This window comes from Streptomyces sp. NPDC002018, from assembly GCF_042890865.1.
GTDB lineage: Bacteria > Actinomycetota > Actinomycetes > Streptomycetales > Streptomycetaceae > Streptomyces.
Map to the genome: position 1 here is coordinate 223,930 of NZ_JBIASO010000005.1, position 16,889 is coordinate 240,818.

Below are 16,889 nucleotides of genomic sequence, written 5' to 3' on the forward strand. Positions count from 1 at the left end.
GGCCCGGCGGTGAGGCGCGCGCGGGCGAGGCGCTCGTCGTCCCCACGGCGTCATGCCGCACGGGTGAACCGGCCGGGGCCCTTCCCCCGGTCCTCCCCCGCGTCCCCGCGGGCGTCCCCGCCCGTGCCCCCGCGGGTGTTCCCGGCCGTGTCCCTGCGGGTGTTCCCGGCCGTGTCCCTGGCCGCCCTCCGGGCCTGTCGGCGTGTCTCACGGCCCGCCTCACGGACCTCGCGTACGAGCCGCTCGTTGTCGGCCCTGCGGATCAGCTCGGCCCTGTGGACCTTCTGGAGTTCGTGCTCCCACATCGTCTTCCCCCTGGTGCGAAGGTGTTCCGGCGTCTTGTCGACGCCTCCACCTTCGTCTCCCAGGGGGTCCCGGCACATCGGGAGAGTTCCGCATTCCGGCGGCCCGCCGGACCTCAGAAAGAGGGCCGGCGAGGGCGGGGAGGGCCTAAGGCCCCCCTGGCCCCTAAGGCTTCCCTGGCCCGTCCGGCGCGCCTAAGGGTTCGGGGACGGGTCCTCGGGCACGGCCTCAGAACAGGCCGACGGGCATACGGGCATACGGGCAACGCTGCGGGGCTTCCGCTCGCCGTCAGGCGGCGGGGGTGGTCGGCAGGGCCGCGAAGAGGTCGAAGTACATCCCTACGGAGACCAGCAGCCCGAGGAAACCGAGAACGGCCCCGGCCACGGCGAAGGGGCGCACCCAGCCGGCCCGCTGGGGCAGGACCAGCACGATCACACCGACGAGGAGCGCCAGCAGCGCCACGACGCCGTTGACCGCGGCGGTGGCGTGCCAGGCGTCACCGTAGATCTCCGAGATCTGCTGCGCCGGGGTGGCGGACTGGCCGGTCGTGATCTGCCCGACAAGGGTCTCGCGCTCGGCGACGACCCGGCCGGTCCAGGTGCCGGTCAGGGCGATGATGCCGAGGCAGACCGCGACGACGGCCGCGGCGGCGGCGCCGAGACCGGACGGACGGCGCTCGTCGGCGTCGTCGTCGTCGATCAGGTCCTCGTCGTCGTCCAGGTCGTGGACGCCCTCGGCGTCCTCGGGGTCGTCGGCGGCGGCACCCTGCGGCCCGGTCCGGGGGCCGGTCCGGGGGTCGGCCTTGGCGAGCGAGGGGCCCTCGGACGCGGAGTCGGATATCACCTCCGGGGCCTTGGCGGTGGGGGCCTCGGCCGTTTCCGGCGTGGAGGTGGGGGTCTCGGGGGTGGGATTCATACCCGCACGCTAGGGGCCCCGTCTGAGAACTTCCTGAGAACGGCGGAACGTCCCGGAACGGGTGGGCTCCCGCCGTTCCCGGCCGGACTCCGGGGCCCGGGGGCCCGAGGGCCCGGAGGCTCGGAGGCCCTGGGAGGGGCCGGTCGCCGGCGAAGGGGCCCGGGGAGACGGCGGCGCGAAGGCTCAGCGGGCGGCGGCGTCCTTCCGCGCGCGCCACTCGGGTGCCAGGACCGACCAGATCTCGGTGTGCTGCCGCACCCCTCGGTGGAGATAGCTCTCCCGCAGCACCCCCTCCCGCGTCATGCCGAGCCGCCGCGCCACGCCGATGCTCGGCTCGTTCGCGGACGACACCTGCCATTCCACCCGGTGGATCCCCCGGCGCTCGACCGCCCAGTCGATCAGCACGCGCGCGGCACGCGTCACCAGCCCGCGCCCCGTCGCGGCCGGCTCCAGCCAGCAGCCGACCTCGCAGTTGCCCGCCTCCGCGTCGAAGACCCGGAAGAGCACCCCGCCCACCAGGGTGGAGCCGAGCCAGATCCCGTAGATCCGTCCGCTGTCGGCGGCCTGCTTCTCCGCGTACCCGGTGAGCACCGCCCGTGCCGATACGACGTCCGAGGCCGCGCGGGCCAGCGGAATGTGCTGGTCGACCAGATCCCTGGCGCGGTCCATATGGGCGAGGAACTCCTCGGCCTGCCACGGCTCCAGTGGCCGCAGCTCCGCCCCGTCACCGAGGGATATCGCGAACATGGGCTCCTCCTGTGCGCTGTCTGCCGTACGAGCCTGCTCCCGCCGCGGGAACACGCTCCGCGGACAGGGCTCAGGGATCCTCGCACGCCGCGACGGCCGCCGTTGTCGGGCGGTGCCGCGCCGGCCCACGTGAGGCGGCGCGGCGGACGCTCAGCCCGAGACGCTCGGGCGCCCGTTCTCGATATGGCCCATGAGACGGCGGCGGAAGCGCGTCCCGGTGTTCCCGGTGGTGACCATGTTCCCGACAGTCCCAGCAGCCCCGACGGTCCCAGCGGCACCGGCGGCTCCAGCGGCACCGGCGGCTCCAGCAGCCCCGGCGGCCCCGGTGTCACGGTCGCCGCCGTGCGCCGACGACGGCTCGGCGGTGATCTCGATGTCGTACCAGCCGTGCGCGTCGGCGGCCGAGTGCACGACGTTCCGGACGCGGCCCGGCTTCACCGTGATCCGGCGGGTCCAGCCGTTCAGATCCGCCTCGTCCACATAGCCCAGCGGCCGCACCGTGAAGGTGACCGACCGCTCTCCCCTGTTGCGCAGGGTGAGATGGAGATCCCGGTCATGGTGGTCGAGCGCGGAGGAGACCTCCGCGCCGAGGCCCCTCACCGGACCGGCGAACTCACGGCGGAAGCCGTTCGGCCCGGTGACCGTGAAGCGGTACCCGTCACCCGTCAGCCCGGTAAGGGGTACGGTCCACTGTCCTGTGCCCCTTACATCGCGGTGCTGCGGGATCGCGAACTCACCGGCGTACGGATAGAGCGCGAAGTGCGCGCTCGCCCGGCCCGTGTTGCTGAGCGCGACGGTGAACGTCCGCCCGTCCGCGCCGAGATGACCGTACGCGTCGGTCTGGTACGGCAGCGGCCTGGCCGGCCGCGCGCCCGGCTCCTGTTCCGGCATCCGCTGCCGGGCCGGCGGTACGGGCAGCCAGCGGCCGGTGAACGGCGGGATCGCGCCGGGCCGTTCCACCTCGGGCCGCGTACGGCCGCGCCGGAAGTCGAAGGCGGAGGTCAGATCGCCGGTGACAGTGCGCCGCCACGCGGTGATGTTGGGCTCGTCGACACCGGTCCACTTCTCCAGGAAGCGGATGACCGAGGTGTGGTCGAAGACCTGGGAGCAGACATGGCCGCCGACGGTCCAGGGCGAGACCACCAGCAGGGGCACGCGCATCCCGAGGCCGGTCGGCCGTCCCTGCCAGCGCTCGGCGGAGCCGGTGGGCCCTTCGGCGGGCGGTACGGGCGGCGGCACATGGTCGAAGAAGCCGTCGTTCTCGTCGTAGTTGATCAGTACGACGGTGTGCCGCCAGACCTCGGGGTGCGCGCCGAGCGCGTCCAGCACCTGGTAGACCAGGGTGGCGCTGGCGACCGGTGACGAGGAGCCGGGGTGCTCGGAGTCGATCGCGGACGGCACCAGATACGACACCTCGGGCAGGGTCCCCGCGGCCACGTCGGCGCGGAACCGCTCGGCCAGGGTGCCGCTCTCGACCCGGCGCAGCCCTCGCTCGAACAGCGAGCGCTCGTGGTCGGTCAGCAGGGCGACGCCCTCGTCCAGCGCGGCCAGCAGCCGGGCGCGCCGGGTCTCGTCGTCCGTGTCGCGCACGGCGGCGTAGAAGGCCTCCATATAGGTGAAGCCCGCCGCCCCTGGCTCGCCGGTGAGGGCCCGCGCCCTGGTGAGCGCCTTGCGGGCGATGTCCTTGAAGGTGGTGAAGAACTCGATGTTGTTGTCGGTGAAGTTCTCCCACTCGGTGTATGTCCGCCAGCTCCGGCCGGCCCGCTCCAGCCGTTCGGCGTAGGTCGGCCACGGATAGCCGGGGTGGGTGTCCTCCTCGTACGCGTCGTTGCCCACGGCCCGCCGGCCGTCGGCCTCGTAACCGGTCCAGCCGCTCCACAGATGGTTGCGGTTGGGGCTCGTCGAGGTGTGGACGGACGAGTGGTACGCGTCGCAGACCGTGAACGTGTCCGCCAGCTCGTAGTGCAGCGGGATGTCACGCCGGTCGTAGTAGGCCATGGTGGCGGCGGTCTTGGCGGAGACCCAGCGGTCCATCCAGCCGTTGTTCCAGGCCTTCGCCCCGCCGTCCCAGGAGTGGTCCAGGGCGTCGATGTACTGGAGGTCCTTGCGCTGCTCCGCCGCCGCGTCCCGGACGGGGAAGGGCAGGACGGTGGCCGGCGGGCCGGGCCGCGGATCCGGCTGCTCGAAGACGGGTCTGCCGGAAGGGAGTTCCACCGCGTTGCGGTCACCGAACCCGCGCACTCCGCGCAGCGTGCCGAAGTAGTGGTCGAACGAGCGGTTCTCCTGCATCAGGACGACCACGTGCCTGATCGCCCCCATCCCGCCGGCGGCGGGCTCCGCCGCGAGGGCGGTCCGCAGGGACGGCGGCAGTACGGACCCGACCGCGGCCGCGCCGAGGGCTCCTGTGCCGAGGGTGACCATTCTTCTCCGCGATATTTCCGCTGACATGCGCGGGACGGTAGTGAGAGCGCATGGCAGAGGGGCGTACCGAGGACGACTACGAGGTGAACGTCCCCGGGGCCGGCACGGTGTGGGGGCGGGTCAGCCGCCCGACCGAGACCACCACGGAATGGCGTCTGGCGGCGATCTCGGCGGGGTCCGTCAGTTCCCCGATCGGCTCGGGGCTGCCCTCGGTCCACGCGCTCGCGAGCGCCACGAGCAGGGCCAGCAGCAGATGGGGCGGCAGCCCGGCGTCGACCGCGCCCCTGCCCTGGGCCTCGGCGAGGGCCTGGAGCTTGGCGCTGTTGGCCTTCTCCGCGACCGGCAGCAGGACTCCTGGGCGCTCCAGGCTGTGCCAGCGCGTCAGCCGCATCAGATGGGGGTGCGCGTGGTGGAAGTCGAAGAGCGCGCCCGCGTATCCGGGCAGATCCCCGGCGTCGAACGGCGCGGCTTCGAGGATCTCCTGGACGGCCGCCTCGTACACCGCGTCGAAGAGCTGCTCCTTGCTCCCGAAGTGCACATAGATCAGGTTCTTGTTGTATCCGGCCGCCGCGGCGATGCGGTCGACGCGCGCGCCGGCGATGCCGTGCGCGGCGAACTCGTCGGTCGCGGCGCGCAGGAGCGTGCGCTTGGTGGTGCGGGAGTCTCTGGCCACGCGCTCATGGTAATCAGCGGCGACGGCCGGGTCCCGGTCGATCACCCCAGGTCGACGGCTGTCAACTGACCGTATGGTCACTTCCGCTCAAGCCCCCTGACCTGCGGATCACCGGCTGTCCACACTCCTTGCATCGGCACCCACCCGGGTCTACAGTGAAGTAACTGGATAGTCAGTTACTTCATTGAAAGGCTCCACCCATGTCTCAGGTCTGGTTCATCACCGGCAGTTCGCGCGGTCTGGGCCGCGCCATCGCCGAGGCCGCACTCGCCGCCGGCCACCGGGTCGTGGCGACGGCACGCGAGCCCGGCCGGCTCGACGATCTCGTGCGTACGTACGGCGAGCGGGTGCGGGCCGTGGCGCTCGATGTCACCGACGGCGAGGCCGCGCGCGCGGCGGTCCGGGGCGCGGCCGAGACCTTCGGACGGCTGGACGTCGTGGTGAACAACGCCGGATACGGCGACATCGCCGCCGTCGAGGACGTCACCGACGCCGATTTCCGCGCCCAGATCGACACCAACTTCTACGGGGTCTACCACGTCACCAAGGCGGCCGTACCGATCCTGCGCGCGCAGGGATCCGGGCATATCGTCCAGATCTCGTCGAGCGGCGGCCGGGTGACCACCCCGGGCCTCGCCGCCTATCAGAGCGCCAAGTGGGCGGTCGCCGGCTTCTCCGAGGTGCTCTCCCGCGAACTGGCCCCGCTGGGGGTGCGGGTCACCGTCATCGAACCGGGCGGTCTGCGCACCGACTGGGCCGGGTCGTCGATGACGATCCCCGAGATCAGCGAGCCGTACCGGCAGACCGTCGGCGCGATGGCCGAGATGGTGCGGGGCGCGGACGGCCGGCAGCCGGGCGATCCGGCCAAGGCGGCCCAGGTCATCCTCGGCCTCCCCGATCTGGCGGAGCCCCCGGTCCATCTGCTGCTGGGCAGCGACGCGTACCGGTATGTCACGGACTCCGACCGGGCCCGCACCGAATCCGACGCGAAATGGCGCGAGTTGACCGAGTCGATCGACTACGACTCCACGGCGGCGGCCGCAGCGGCCGCCGCGACGAAGCTGCCGGGCGCCTGACCCGGTCGCCCGCCCCGCGCACCGTCAGCCACGCCTGCGGCTGCGGCTGCGGCCACGGCTACGGCTACGGCTACGGCTACGGCTACGGCTACGGCTACGGCTACGGCTACGGCTACGGCTACGGCTACGGCCACACCAGCAGCACCGGGCACTGCGCGTGGTCGACCACGAACCGGGTAACGCGGCCGAGGCTGTGCGGTCCCGGGCGGTCACGCTCGCCGTCCCGCGCGCAGATCAGCAGAGCCGCGTCCGCCGCCGCGCGCACGACCTCGTGCTCCGCGCGGCCATGGTGGTCGAGCAGCTCGCAGGGTCGCCCGAGCCGGTGCGCGGCGGCCTCCAGCAGATCGGCCGCCGCCGTCCCCGACAGCGCCTCGAGCCGGGTGCCCGGGTCCCGGTCGGGGCGGTGCCCGCGTCCGAGGAGCCCCTCGTAGGCGTGGTGCGCGGCGGCGGCGACCTCGTCGTCACTGACATGGAGCAGCACCACCGCGTCGTGCGGGGCACGCTCACGGGCCGCGTCCACGCAGGCGGGCCAGGTGGATTCGGTGATCCAGACGAGCACGGGCCCCGGCGGATCCGTCCCCGGCCGCTCGCCTCCGGGCGCACCGGTCGCCGGGGGATCCGTCTCCGGAGGACCGGGCTTCGTCTCCGGAGGATCGGGCATCGGTACGGTCACGGGTCAGCCTCCGACACGGGCTCATCGGCACGGGCTCGGCCGACGCGGGGTCAGCCTCGGATCACTTGCAGCGTGCCCCACAGTGCCACGGTCGACGCGACGAGCGTGGCAGGCACGGTCAGCAGCCCCAGCCGGGTGAAATGCCCCAACTTCGGCTCGGTGTCGTGCTCGTGGAGGACGCGCCGCCACAGCAGGGTCGCCAGCGATCCGACATAGGTCAGATTGGGACCCAGGTTGACGCCGATCAGCGCGGCGAGCACCGGCCCCGGTCCGGCGGGCGCGACGACCGGCAGCAGCGCCAGGATCGCCGGCAGATTGTTGATCACATTGGCCAGTACGGCGGCGACCGCGGCGACCGCCAGCAGCGAGGGCAGCGAGGAGCCGTCCGGCAGCAGCCGGCTGATCCCGGTGTCCAGCCCGTTGTCGACGACCGCCTTGACGACCACGCCGAGCGCGAGGACGAAAAGACAGAACAGCGGTGAGGCGGCGCGGACCAGCCCCGCCGCCGTCGTACGCCGCTGTCGCAGCGCGCGGACGGCGAGCACGGCCGCACCGGCGACGGCGGCCCACAGCGGTTCGATCCCGGCGAACGACGTCACCACGAATCCGGCCAGCGTCAGCCCCAGCACCACCAGGGTGAACACCGGCAGCGCGCGCCGCTCGTCCGTCCCCGGCGGGTGCGCGCCCGCGGCCAGATCGGCGGCGAAGAAGCGGCGGAAGACGGCGTACTCGACGGCGATCGCGGCCAGCCACGGCAGCGCCATCAGCGCGGCGAACCGGGTGAAGGAGAGCCCGCTGGCGGTGAAGGCCAGCAGATTGGTGAGATTGGAGACCGGCAGCAGCAGCGACGCCGAGTTCGCGAGATGCGTACAGGCGTAGACATGCGGCAGCGGGCGGGCACCGACACGGGCCGCCGTCGCGAAGACCACGGGGGTGAGCAGCACGACCGTGGCGTCCAGGCTGAGCACGGCGGTGATCACTGCGGCGACCGCGAACACCCCGCCCAGCAGCCGCCGCGGCCGGCCGCCGCAGGCCCGCGCCACCAGATCGCCGGCCGCGGTGAAGAGCCCTTCCTCGTCGCAGAGCTGAGCCAGCACCAGCACCGCGGCGAGGAACACCACCACGGGCAGCAGTGTGTGCGTCTGCTCCCAGGCGTCCCGCGGCGAGACCGCGCCGAACGCGACGACCAGCAGCGCGGCGGGCACGGCGGCGACGGCCTCGGGCAGGCCGCGCGGCCGTACGACGGCGAACGCCAGCACGGCGAGCAGCAGGCCCACGGAGAGTGCCTCGGCGGCGACGGTGTTCAGGCTGGCGCTCCGGATTCCGGGGGGGGGACGGTCGGGGGCGGCGCACCGGTTCGGTGCGCCGCCCCTCGTGGCTTACGGACGGACCCGCGCCGCCCACCGCCGGACGCGTACGGACCGGCCTGAGCCGGCCCGTACCGCACGGCTGTGCCGCGCCGCTACTCCGCCGGGGCGAGCCGCTCGATGATCAGCTCACGTACCCGCGCCGCGTCCGCCTGGCCGCGGGTGGCCTTCATGACGGCGCCCACCAGCGCGCCCGCGGCGGCGACCTTGCCGGCCCGGATCTTGTCGGCGACGGCCGCGTTGGCCGCGATGGCCTCGTCCACGGCGGCGCCGAGCGCGCTGTCGTCGGAGACGACCTTGAGACCGCGCTTCTCCACGACGGTGTCCGGGTCGCCCTCGCCCGCGAGCACGCCCTCGATCACCTGACGGGCCAGCTTGTCGTTGAGATCGCCGGACGCGACGAGCGCGGCGACCCGGGCGACCTGCTCCGGGGTGATGGGCAGCTCGTCCAGCGGACGGCCCGACTCGTTGGCGTTCCGGGCCAGCTCGCCCATCCACCACTTGCGGGCCTGGTCGGCCGGGGCGCCCGCGTCGATCGTGGCCACGATCAGATCGATCGCGCCCGCGTTGAGGATCGACTGCATGTCGTGCTCGGAGACGCCCCACTCCTCGCGCAGCCGGTTGCGGCGCACCCGCGGCAGCTCGGGGAGCCCCTGACGCAGCTCCTCGACCCACTCACGGGAGGGCGCCACCGGGACGAGGTCGGGCTCCGGGAAGTACCGGTAGTCCTCGGCCTCCTCCTTCACCCGTCCCGAGGTGGTGGAACCGTCCTCCTCGTGGAAGTGGCGGGTCTCCTGGATGATCGTGCCGCCCGCGTTCAGCACCGCGGCATGGCGCTGGATCTCGAAGCGCGCGGCACGCTCGACGCTGCGCAGCGAGTTGACGTTCTTCGTCTCGGAGCGCGTACCGAACTTCTCACGGCCGTGCGGGCGCAGTGAGAGGTTCACGTCGCACCGCATCTGGCCCATCTCCATACGGGCCTCGGAGACACCGAGCGTCCTGATCAGTTCGCGCAGCTCCGCGACGTACGCCTTGGCGACCTCGGGGGCCCGGGTGCCGGCGCCCTCGATGGGCTTGGTGACGATCTCGATGAGCGGGATACCGGCGCGGTTGTAGTCGAGCAGGGAGTGCGAGGCGCCGTGGATCCGGCCGGTGGCACCGCCGACATGGGTGGACTTGCCGGTGTCCTCCTCCATATGGGCACGCTCGATCTCCACCCGGAAGATCTCGCCGTCCTCCAGCTGGACGTCCAGATAGCCGTTGAAGGCGATCGGCTCGTCGTACTGGGAGGTCTGGAAGTTCTTCGGCATGTCCGGGTAGAAGTAGTTCTTCCGGGCGAAGCGGCACCACTCAGCGATCTCGCAGTTGAGCGCGAGACCGATCTTGATCGCCGACTCGACCCCGATCGCGTTGACGACCGGCAGCGATCCCGGCATGCCGAGGCAGGTCGGGCAGGTCTGCGAGTTGGGCGCGGCGCCCAGCTCGGTCGAGCAGCCGCAGAACATCTTGGTCTTCGTGCCCAGCTCGACATGGACCTCCAGGCCCATGACGGGGTCGTACGTCCCGAGGGCATCCTCGTACGACACGAGTTCAATGACGGTCACAGTGCAACTTTCCCTCTCAGCCCAGCAGGACGTCGTCGTCGCCGAGGCGCTTCAGCTCGCGGTACAGGATCGCCAGGCCGGTGACGATGGCGGCGGCCGAGACGACCGCGTCGACGAGCCGGAGCGTGTCGTTGTCCTTGCGGGCCATCCTCGCCTGCTTCACGACGCTGATCGCACCGAAGGCGGTGCTCCCGATCGACAGGTACGTGCCGGTCCTGGACTTCTTGAAACCCTTGGCCTTCGCGGTCATTGCGCTCATAGTGACGGTGCCTCCTCCAGCAGCGGGTGCCCCCACTTTTCCACGAAGGCCGCCTCGACGGCGGCACCGACCGTGTAAAGACGGTCGTCCTTCATGGCGGGGGCGATGATCTGGAGACCGACCGGGAGTCCGTCCTCCGGTGCGAGACCGCAGGGCAGCGACATGGCGGCGTTGCCCGCCAGGTTGGTCGGGATGGTGCACAGGTCCGCCAGATACATCGCCATCGGGTCGTCGGCGCGCTCGCCGATCGGGAAGGCGGTGGTCGGGGTCGTCGGGGAGACGATCACGTCGACCTGCTCGAAAGCCTTCTCGAAGTCCCGGGTGATGAGCGTGCGGACCTTCTGCGCCGAGCCGTAGTACGCGTCGTAGTAGCCGGAGCTGAGCGCGTACGTGCCGAGCATGATGCGGCGCTTGACCTCGTCCCCGAAGCCCGCCTCGCGGGTCAGGGCGGTGACGTCCTCGGCGGACCTCGTGCCGTCGTCGCCGACGCGCAGGCCGTAGCGCATGGCGTCGAACCGGGCGAGGTTCGAGGAGCACTCGGAGGGCGCGATCAGGTAGTACGCGGCGAGCGCGAGATCGAAGGACGGGCAGTCCAGCTCGACCACCTCGGCGCCCAGCCCCTTCAGCAGCTCCACCGACTCGTCGAAGCGCTGGACGACCCCGGCCTGGTACCCCTCACCGCGGAACTGCTTGACGACACCGACGCGCATCCCGGCGACCGAGCCGTTGCGCGCGGCCTCGACGACCGGCGGGACCGGGGCGTCGATCGAGGTCGAGTCCAGCGGGTCGTGGCCGGCGATCACCTCGTGCAGCAGGGCCGCGTCCAGGACCGTACGGGCGCAGGGGCCGCCCTGGTCGAGGGAGGACGAGAAGGCGACCATGCCGTAGCGGGAGACCCCGCCGTAGGTGGGCTTGACACCGACCGTGCCGGTGACGGCGGCGGGCTGGCGGATGGAGCCGCCGGTGTCCGTGCCGATGGCGAGGGGCGCCTGGTACGAGGCGAGGGAGGCGGACGAGCCGCCGCCGGAGCCGCCGGGGACCCTGGTCAGGTCCCAGGGGTTGCCGGTCGGGCCGTACGCGCTGTTCTCGGTGGAGGACCCCATGGCGAACTCGTCCATGTTGGTCTTGCCGAGGATGACGACGCCCGCGTCCTTGAGCTTCCTGGTGACGGTCGCGTCGTAGGGCGGGATCCAGCCTTCGAGGATCTTGGAACCGACGGTGGTCGGGACGCCCTCGGTGGTGAAGATGTCCTTGAGCGCGAGGGGGACGCCGGCCAGCGGGCCGAGCTCCTCCCCCGCGGCGCGCCGGGCGTCCACGGCGCGGGCCTGGGCCAGCGCGCCGTCACGGTCCACGTGCAGAAAGGCATGCACCTTCTCGTCGACCGCTTCGATACGGGCGAGATGGGCCTCGGTGACCTCGACGGCCGTGAGGTCACCGGAGGCGATCTTCCCGGCGATCTCGGCGGCGGTGAGCCTGATGATGCTCTCGGTCCTGTTCAGGTCGGTCATGACGGTTAGTCCTCCCCCAGGATCTGCGGCACCTTGAAACGCTGCTGCTCCTGGGCAGGGGCTCCGGAGAGCGCCTGCTCGGGCGTGAGCGACGGACGGACCTCGTCCGCGCGCATGACATTGGTCAGCGGCAGCGGGTGGGAGGTCGGCGGTACGTCTTGGTCGGCGACCTCGGACACGCGGGCGACCGCGCCGATGATGTCGTCGAGCTGTCCGGCGAAGTGGTCGAGCTCGGAGCCGGACAGCTCCAGACGCGCCAGCCGAGCGAGGTGGACGACCTCCTCGCGCGTGATGCCAGGCATTCAGCGATCCTCAGGGGTTGATTGGCTTCTTTGAGTCAATCCTAGAGGGCGCGGTCACCTCACCACGCAACGGATGAACCGCCCCCCGGGGACGGGCGGCGGAACGGGGAGCACCCGTGCCCCGCCCGGCGCCCCGCCCGGCGCCGGTCGGGCCCCCTCGCGCCGGCGGTGCGGACCGCTTCCGTGTACGCGGACCACCGCACCCGGTGAGGCGCCGGTCCGGATCCCGACGCGGCGCCCGGACGCCGGATGCGGGACAGGGGAGGCCGACCGCGGGACGCGGGGACAGCAGCCGGATGCGGGACAGGGGAGGCCGGGCCCGGATGCGGGGGCCGGGCCGGGGGCGGGGCTACTGCACCACGCCGCCGGTCTTCCCCATGATCTGGGCCGCCTGCTCGCGGCGGGCCGCCTCGAGCTCCGCCGGGCGCTGCCAGCCGCGCTCGCCCCTGGCCAGCAGCCAGGCCGTCGCCTCGGGCGGCGGCATCGCGGCGGCCACCAGCCAGCCCTGGACCGCGTCACAGCCCAGATCCCGCAGCCGCTCCCAGGTCTCGTCGTCCTCAACGCCCTCCGCGACGACCAGCAGACCCAGTGAGTGCGCCAGGTCGACCGTGCAGCGGACGATCTCCGCGTCCTCGGTGTCGACGGCCAGCCGGGCCACGAAGGAGCGGTCGATCTTCAGCTCGCTCACCGGCAGCCGCCGCAGGTGCACCAGCGAGGAGTACCCCGTACCGAAGTCGTCGAGGGACATCTTCACGCCGTGCCCGGTCAGCCCCGCCAGGGTGTCGGCGGCGCGCTGGGGGTCCTCCAGCAGGACGTGTTCCGTTATCTCCAGTTGGAGGGAGCCGGCCGGGACGCCGTGGCGGGCGAGCCGGGCCGCGACCGCTCCCGCGAAACCGGGGGTGTGGACATCGCGCGGCGAGACATTGACGGCGACCGGCACCTTCAGCCCCTGGGAGCGCCAGCGGGCGACCTGGGCGAGGGCGGTTTCGAGGACGTACTCGGTGAGGTGCGGCATCAGACCCGAGGACTCGGCGATCGCGATGAACTCGTCGGGCGGGACCCGGCCGCGCTCCGGGTGCACCCAGCGCACCAGTGCCTCCAGGCCCGCGACCTGGCCGTCGAAGCGGACCTTGGGCTGGTAGTGCAGCTCCACCTCGCCGGCGTCCAGCGCCCGTCTGAGGTCCCCCAGCAGACCGAGGCGGTCGGGGGTGTTGGAGTCCCGCTTGGACTCGTACACCTCGACGCCCGTACGGTCCCGCTTCGCCTGGTACATCGCGACATCGGCCCGGCGCAGCAGCCCCTCCGCGTCCAGCGCGTGCTCGGGGTAGACGGCGACCCCGGCGCTCGCCTCCAGGACCAGCGTCAGCCCGTCCAGGTCCAGCGGTGAGGACAGCTCGGCCACGAGATGGCGGGCGACCCGCTGGGCGCTGGTCGCGGAGTCGCAGGTCGGGAGGAGCACCGCGAACTCGTCGCCGCCCAGCCGCGCGGCCTCCGCACCGCGGGGAAGGGCCAGCCGGAGCCGGTCGGCTATCTGGAGCAGCAGCCGGTCACCCGCGAGATGACCGAGTGTGTCATTGACCGAACGGAAGCGGTCGAGGTCGATCAGGACCAGCGCGGATCTGGCGCCGAGTCCCTCCGCGTCCTCCAGCGCCGACCAGGTGCGCTCCAGCAGCCACTGCCGGTTGGGCAGGCCCGTCAGGGGGTCGCGCAACTGCTCCTCGGCCCGTGCCCTGGCGATCCAGAGCGTGGAGTCCAGGGCGATCAGCGGGATGGAGAAGAGGGGCAGCAGCACCGGCACGGTCATCGCGACCACACAGATCAGCGGGGCGATACCGAGCAGGGCGACCGCGACAAGTCCCTGGCGGTACAGGGCGGTTCGGGCCGCGGTCGCCACCCCGCCGCCCTGCGGGGCCAGCGCATACCACAACAGCACCCGGGTCACGACCAGATGGATCCCGGCCGCCAGCACGATTTCCGGGAGGGCCTCGAACCCCCAGTCGAGCGGATTCCAGGGCTTCTCGACGGTGGGGAGCACATCGAAGAGTCTCAGGACGAGCGCGGCGGCGCCGATGCCCAGCATGTCCGCCGCGCCGTGCAGGACGCCCTGTCGCCAGCGGTGTCTGCGGGCCATGCCGACGAGCACCACGACGGACAGGCTGACGAGGACGGCGGGCACCCAGCCGTACAGCAGCAGGACGGCCAGGGTGAGGGCCGCGCCCGAACCCGTGCCGCCCCACCAGCGGTCGCGGCCGAGCGCCACGAGATGGCCGACGATGATGCCGGTCAGGACGGCCAGCGCCCAGCCCGTCGTGCCGCCGGGGAAAAGCGCGTGGCCGGCCCGCACCGTACGGATGAGACCGGTGACCAGCAGGAGACCCGCGAGTCCCATCACCACGGCGGACGTTTTCGCCGCGCTGTCCGCAATTCCCGCGAAACCGCGCGGGGGTGAGACCGGGGCGGCGCTCTCGGTCGGTTTCATTCCCGTCCCTCTCACAGCCGGCGGAGCCGATGCCACGCGATGGCACGTTGTCATGCCATCACGGCTGAAAACGCACCACGCAGCCGTGCACGACAGGCGCACATCCCAACAGTAGGCCGCGAAAGGCCTCAACGGGCAGCGCTCCACAGCTCTTGCCCGAATGCGACCTGCCCATCCGCATCCGTCCGATATGCGCCGAACGGGTGAGCTTGGGGACCCGGACCCGGCGGTGGCGCCCTACTCCTGGGGGCTCTCGCCCGCCTGCTCCCCCGGCTGCTCCCCGGCCGGCTCCGCGTTCGTCCGCTCAGGGGACTCGCCGGGCGCTTCCTCGGCGGGTTCCCCGGCGGTGAGCGCGACCTCCCGCGCCGCGTCCGGGCCCTGTCCGAGGAGTACGGCGAAGCCCTCCTCGTCCAGCACGGGCACCTTGACCTGCATCGCCTTGTCGTACTTCGAACCGGGGTTCTCACCGACCACCACGAACGCGGTCTTCTTCGAGACCGAACCGGTCACCTTCGCGCCCCGGCTCTGGAGGGCCTCTTTCGCGCCGTCCCGGGTGTACCGCTCCAGGGTGCCGGTGACCACCACCGTCAGACCCTCCAGCGGCCTCGGGCCCTCGTCCTCGCCCCCGCCCTCGTCCTCCGTACGGACCCCGGCCGCACGCCACTTGCGCAGGATCTCGCGGTGCCAGTCGACCGCGAACCACTGGGTGAGGGAGGCGGCGATGGTCGGCCCGACCCCCTCGACGGCCGCCAGCTCCTCCTCCGTGGCCTGCTCGATCCGGTCGATCGAGCGGAACTCCCTGGCCAGCGCCTCGGCCGCGACGGGGCCCACATGGCGGATGGAGAGCCCGGCGATGATCCGGGCCAGCGGGCGCTGCTTGGCCGCCGCGATGTTCTCCAGCATCGCCAGGGCGTTCTTCTTCGGCTCGCCCTCCTGGTTGGCGAAGACCGTGGCGATCTTCTCCTCGCCGGTCTTCGGGTCGCGCTTGGGCAGTCCGCTGTCCTGGTCGAGGACATACGCCTTGATGGGCAGGAGCTGATCGACCGTCAGGTCGAAGAGATCACCCTCGTCCAGCAGCGGCGGCGTCGGCGGCTCCAGCGGCTTGGTCAGGGCCGCGGCGGCCACATAGCCGAAGTTCTCGATGTCCAGGCACTTGCGGCCGGCGAGATAGAACAGCCGCTCCCGCAACTGGGCGGGGCAGCTCCGCGCGTTGGGACAGCGCAGATCGACATCGCCCTCCTTCATGGCCCGCAGCTCCGTGCCGCACTCGGGGCACACGGCCGGCATCTCGAATCTGTAGGCGTCCTCGGGCCGCAGGTCGATCACCGGGCCGAGGATCTCGGGGATGACGTCCCCGGCCTTGCGCAGCACCACCGTGTCGCCGATCCAGACCCCCTTGGCCTTCACCACGTCCTGGTTGTGCAGGGTGGCGAACTCGACCTCGGAGCCGGCGACGGTGACCGGCTCGACCTGGGCGTACGGCGTGACACGCCCCGTACGGCCCACGCCCACCCGGATGTTGACCAGCTTGGTGTTGACCTCCTCCGGGGCGTACTTCCAGGCGATCGCCCAGCGCGGGGCACGGGAGGTCGAGCCCAGCCGCCCCTGGAGCGGGATCTCGTCGAGCTTGACCACCACGCCGTCGATCTCGTGCTCCACGGAGTGGCGGTGCTCGCCGTAGTACGCGATGAACTCCCGGACGCCCGCCAGGTCCCCGACCACCTTGTTGTGCCGGGCCGTCGGCAGGCCCCACTCGTGCAGCAGGCCGTACGCGTGCGACAGACAGTCGATGTCGAAGCCCTCGCGCGCGCCGATGCCGTGCACCACCATGTGCAGCGGACGGGTCGCGGTGATCTTGGGGTCCTTCTGGCGCAGCGAACCCGCCGCCGCGTTGCGCGGATTGGCGAACGGCTTGTCCCCGGCCTCCAGCAGCCGCGCGTTCAGCTCCTGGAAGGCGTCCATCGGGAAGTAGACCTCGCCCCGGATCTCGACGAGGGCCGGCACCCGCTCCCCCGCCAGACGGTGCGGGATCTCGGCGATCGTACGGACGTTGGGCGTGATGTCCTCGCCCGTACGCCCGTCGCCCCGGGTGGCGGCGCGGGTCAGTCTGCCGTGCTCATAGGTGAGATTGACCGCGAGCCCGTCGACCTTCAGCTCGCACAGGAAGTGGTAGTCGGTGGTGCCCACGTCCTTGGCGACCCGGTCGGCCCAGGAGGCCAGCTCCGCGTCGTCGAAGGCGTTGTCCAGGGAGAGCATGCGCTCGCGGTGCTGGACCGCGGTGAAGTCCGTCTCGTACGCGCCCGCGACCTTCTGGGTCGGCGAGTCGGGCGTACGCAGCTCCGGATAGGTCTCCTCCAGCGCCTCCAGCGACCGCAGCAGCCGGTCGAACTCGGCGTCGCTGACGACCGGCTGGTCCTTCACGTAATACCGGAAGCGGTGCTCCTCGATCTGCTCCGCGAGCCGGGCATGCTCCTCCCGTGCCTCCGCGGGCACGCTCGTACGCGCCTGTGCCGGTACTCCGGTCCGCTCTTCGCCAGCCACCGTCTCGTCCTCCCGTTCACC

Annotated in this window: 14 protein-coding genes; 1 reads left to right on the plus strand and 13 read right to left on the minus strand. The window is 72.0% G+C overall.

Translation table 11 applies throughout. The annotated features are described in order from the left end of the window. Positions 1–50: 50 nt before the first annotated feature. The 5 genes from ACFYYH_RS10510 to ACFYYH_RS10530 form a co-directional block, all read right to left on the minus strand. A complete protein-coding gene (locus ACFYYH_RS10510) occupies positions 51–305 on the minus strand; it encodes a hypothetical protein (RefSeq protein WP_388548517.1) in 255 nt (84 codons plus the stop codon). A gap of 286 nt (positions 306–591) precedes the next feature. Beyond that, positions 592–1,218, minus strand: coding sequence for a hypothetical protein (locus tag ACFYYH_RS10515; RefSeq protein WP_388548518.1), 627 nt, complete (start codon positions 1,216–1,218; stop codon positions 592–594). Between the two features lie 183 nt (positions 1,219–1,401). Beyond that, on the minus strand, positions 1,402–1,965 hold the full coding sequence (locus tag ACFYYH_RS10520; RefSeq protein ID WP_388548521.1) for a GNAT family N-acetyltransferase: 564 nt from the start codon (positions 1,963–1,965) through the stop codon (positions 1,402–1,404). A gap of 150 nt (positions 1,966–2,115) precedes the next feature. Continuing rightward, entirely contained in the window at positions 2,116–4,413 is a 2,298-nt protein-coding gene (locus ACFYYH_RS10525; protein WP_388548524.1) for a phosphocholine-specific phospholipase C, read from the minus strand. 49 nt (positions 4,414–4,462) lie between these two features. After that, on the minus strand, positions 4,463–5,059 hold the full coding sequence (locus ACFYYH_RS10530) for a TetR family transcriptional regulator (RefSeq protein ID WP_388548527.1): 597 nt from the start codon (positions 5,057–5,059) through the stop codon (positions 4,463–4,465). Between the two features lie 200 nt (positions 5,060–5,259). On the opposite strand from ACFYYH_RS10530, the gene ACFYYH_RS10535 reads away from it, so the two are divergent. Beyond that, positions 5,260–6,135 (plus strand): oxidoreductase, encoded by an 876-nt coding sequence (locus tag ACFYYH_RS10535; protein WP_388548529.1) that lies wholly within the window; start codon positions 5,260–5,262, stop codon positions 6,133–6,135. 124 nt (positions 6,136–6,259) lie between these two features. On the opposite strand, the gene ACFYYH_RS10540 is transcribed toward ACFYYH_RS10535, so the two are convergent. The 8 genes from ACFYYH_RS10540 to ligA form a co-directional block, all read right to left on the minus strand. Continuing rightward, the gene (locus tag ACFYYH_RS10540) at positions 6,260–6,808 is read right to left on the minus strand and encodes a universal stress protein (RefSeq protein ID WP_388548532.1); all 549 of its coding nucleotides are present in this window, start codon (positions 6,806–6,808) and stop codon (positions 6,260–6,262) included. A 50-nt stretch (positions 6,809–6,858) separates the two neighbouring features. Next, positions 6,859–8,115 (minus strand): arsenic transporter, encoded by a 1,257-nt coding sequence (locus ACFYYH_RS10545; protein ID WP_388548891.1) that lies wholly within the window; start codon positions 8,113–8,115, stop codon positions 6,859–6,861. Between the two features lie 155 nt (positions 8,116–8,270). Then, the gene (gene gatB / locus ACFYYH_RS10550) at positions 8,271–9,779 is read right to left on the minus strand and encodes an Asp-tRNA(Asn)/Glu-tRNA(Gln) amidotransferase subunit GatB (protein WP_388548535.1); all 1,509 of its coding nucleotides are present in this window, start codon (positions 9,777–9,779) and stop codon (positions 8,271–8,273) included. Between the two features lie 16 nt (positions 9,780–9,795). After that, on the minus strand, positions 9,796–10,038 hold the full coding sequence (locus tag ACFYYH_RS10555; RefSeq protein WP_388548537.1) for a hypothetical protein: 243 nt from the start codon (positions 10,036–10,038) through the stop codon (positions 9,796–9,798). Next, on the minus strand, positions 10,035–11,546 hold the full coding sequence (gene gatA / locus ACFYYH_RS10560; protein ID WP_388548540.1) for an Asp-tRNA(Asn)/Glu-tRNA(Gln) amidotransferase subunit GatA: 1,512 nt from the start codon (positions 11,544–11,546) through the stop codon (positions 10,035–10,037). Before gatA ends, ACFYYH_RS10555 begins: the two co-directional genes overlap by 4 nt. Before the next feature lie 5 nt (positions 11,547–11,551). Further along, positions 11,552–11,848 carry an Asp-tRNA(Asn)/Glu-tRNA(Gln) amidotransferase subunit GatC gene (gene gatC, locus ACFYYH_RS10565; protein ID WP_066945642.1) on the minus strand — a complete coding sequence of 99 codons (297 nt, stop codon included), beginning with the start codon at positions 11,846–11,848 and terminating at the stop codon, positions 11,552–11,554. A gap of 349 nt (positions 11,849–12,197) precedes the next feature. After that, positions 12,198–14,327, minus strand: coding sequence for a putative bifunctional diguanylate cyclase/phosphodiesterase (locus tag ACFYYH_RS10570; protein WP_388548542.1), 2,130 nt, complete (start codon positions 14,325–14,327; stop codon positions 12,198–12,200). Positions 14,328–14,564: 237 nt separating this feature from the next. Next, positions 14,565–16,868, minus strand: a complete 2,304-nt coding sequence (gene ligA, locus ACFYYH_RS10575; RefSeq protein WP_388548544.1) for an NAD-dependent DNA ligase LigA — start codon at positions 16,866–16,868, stop codon at positions 14,565–14,567. Positions 16,869–16,889: the final 21 nt, after the last annotated feature.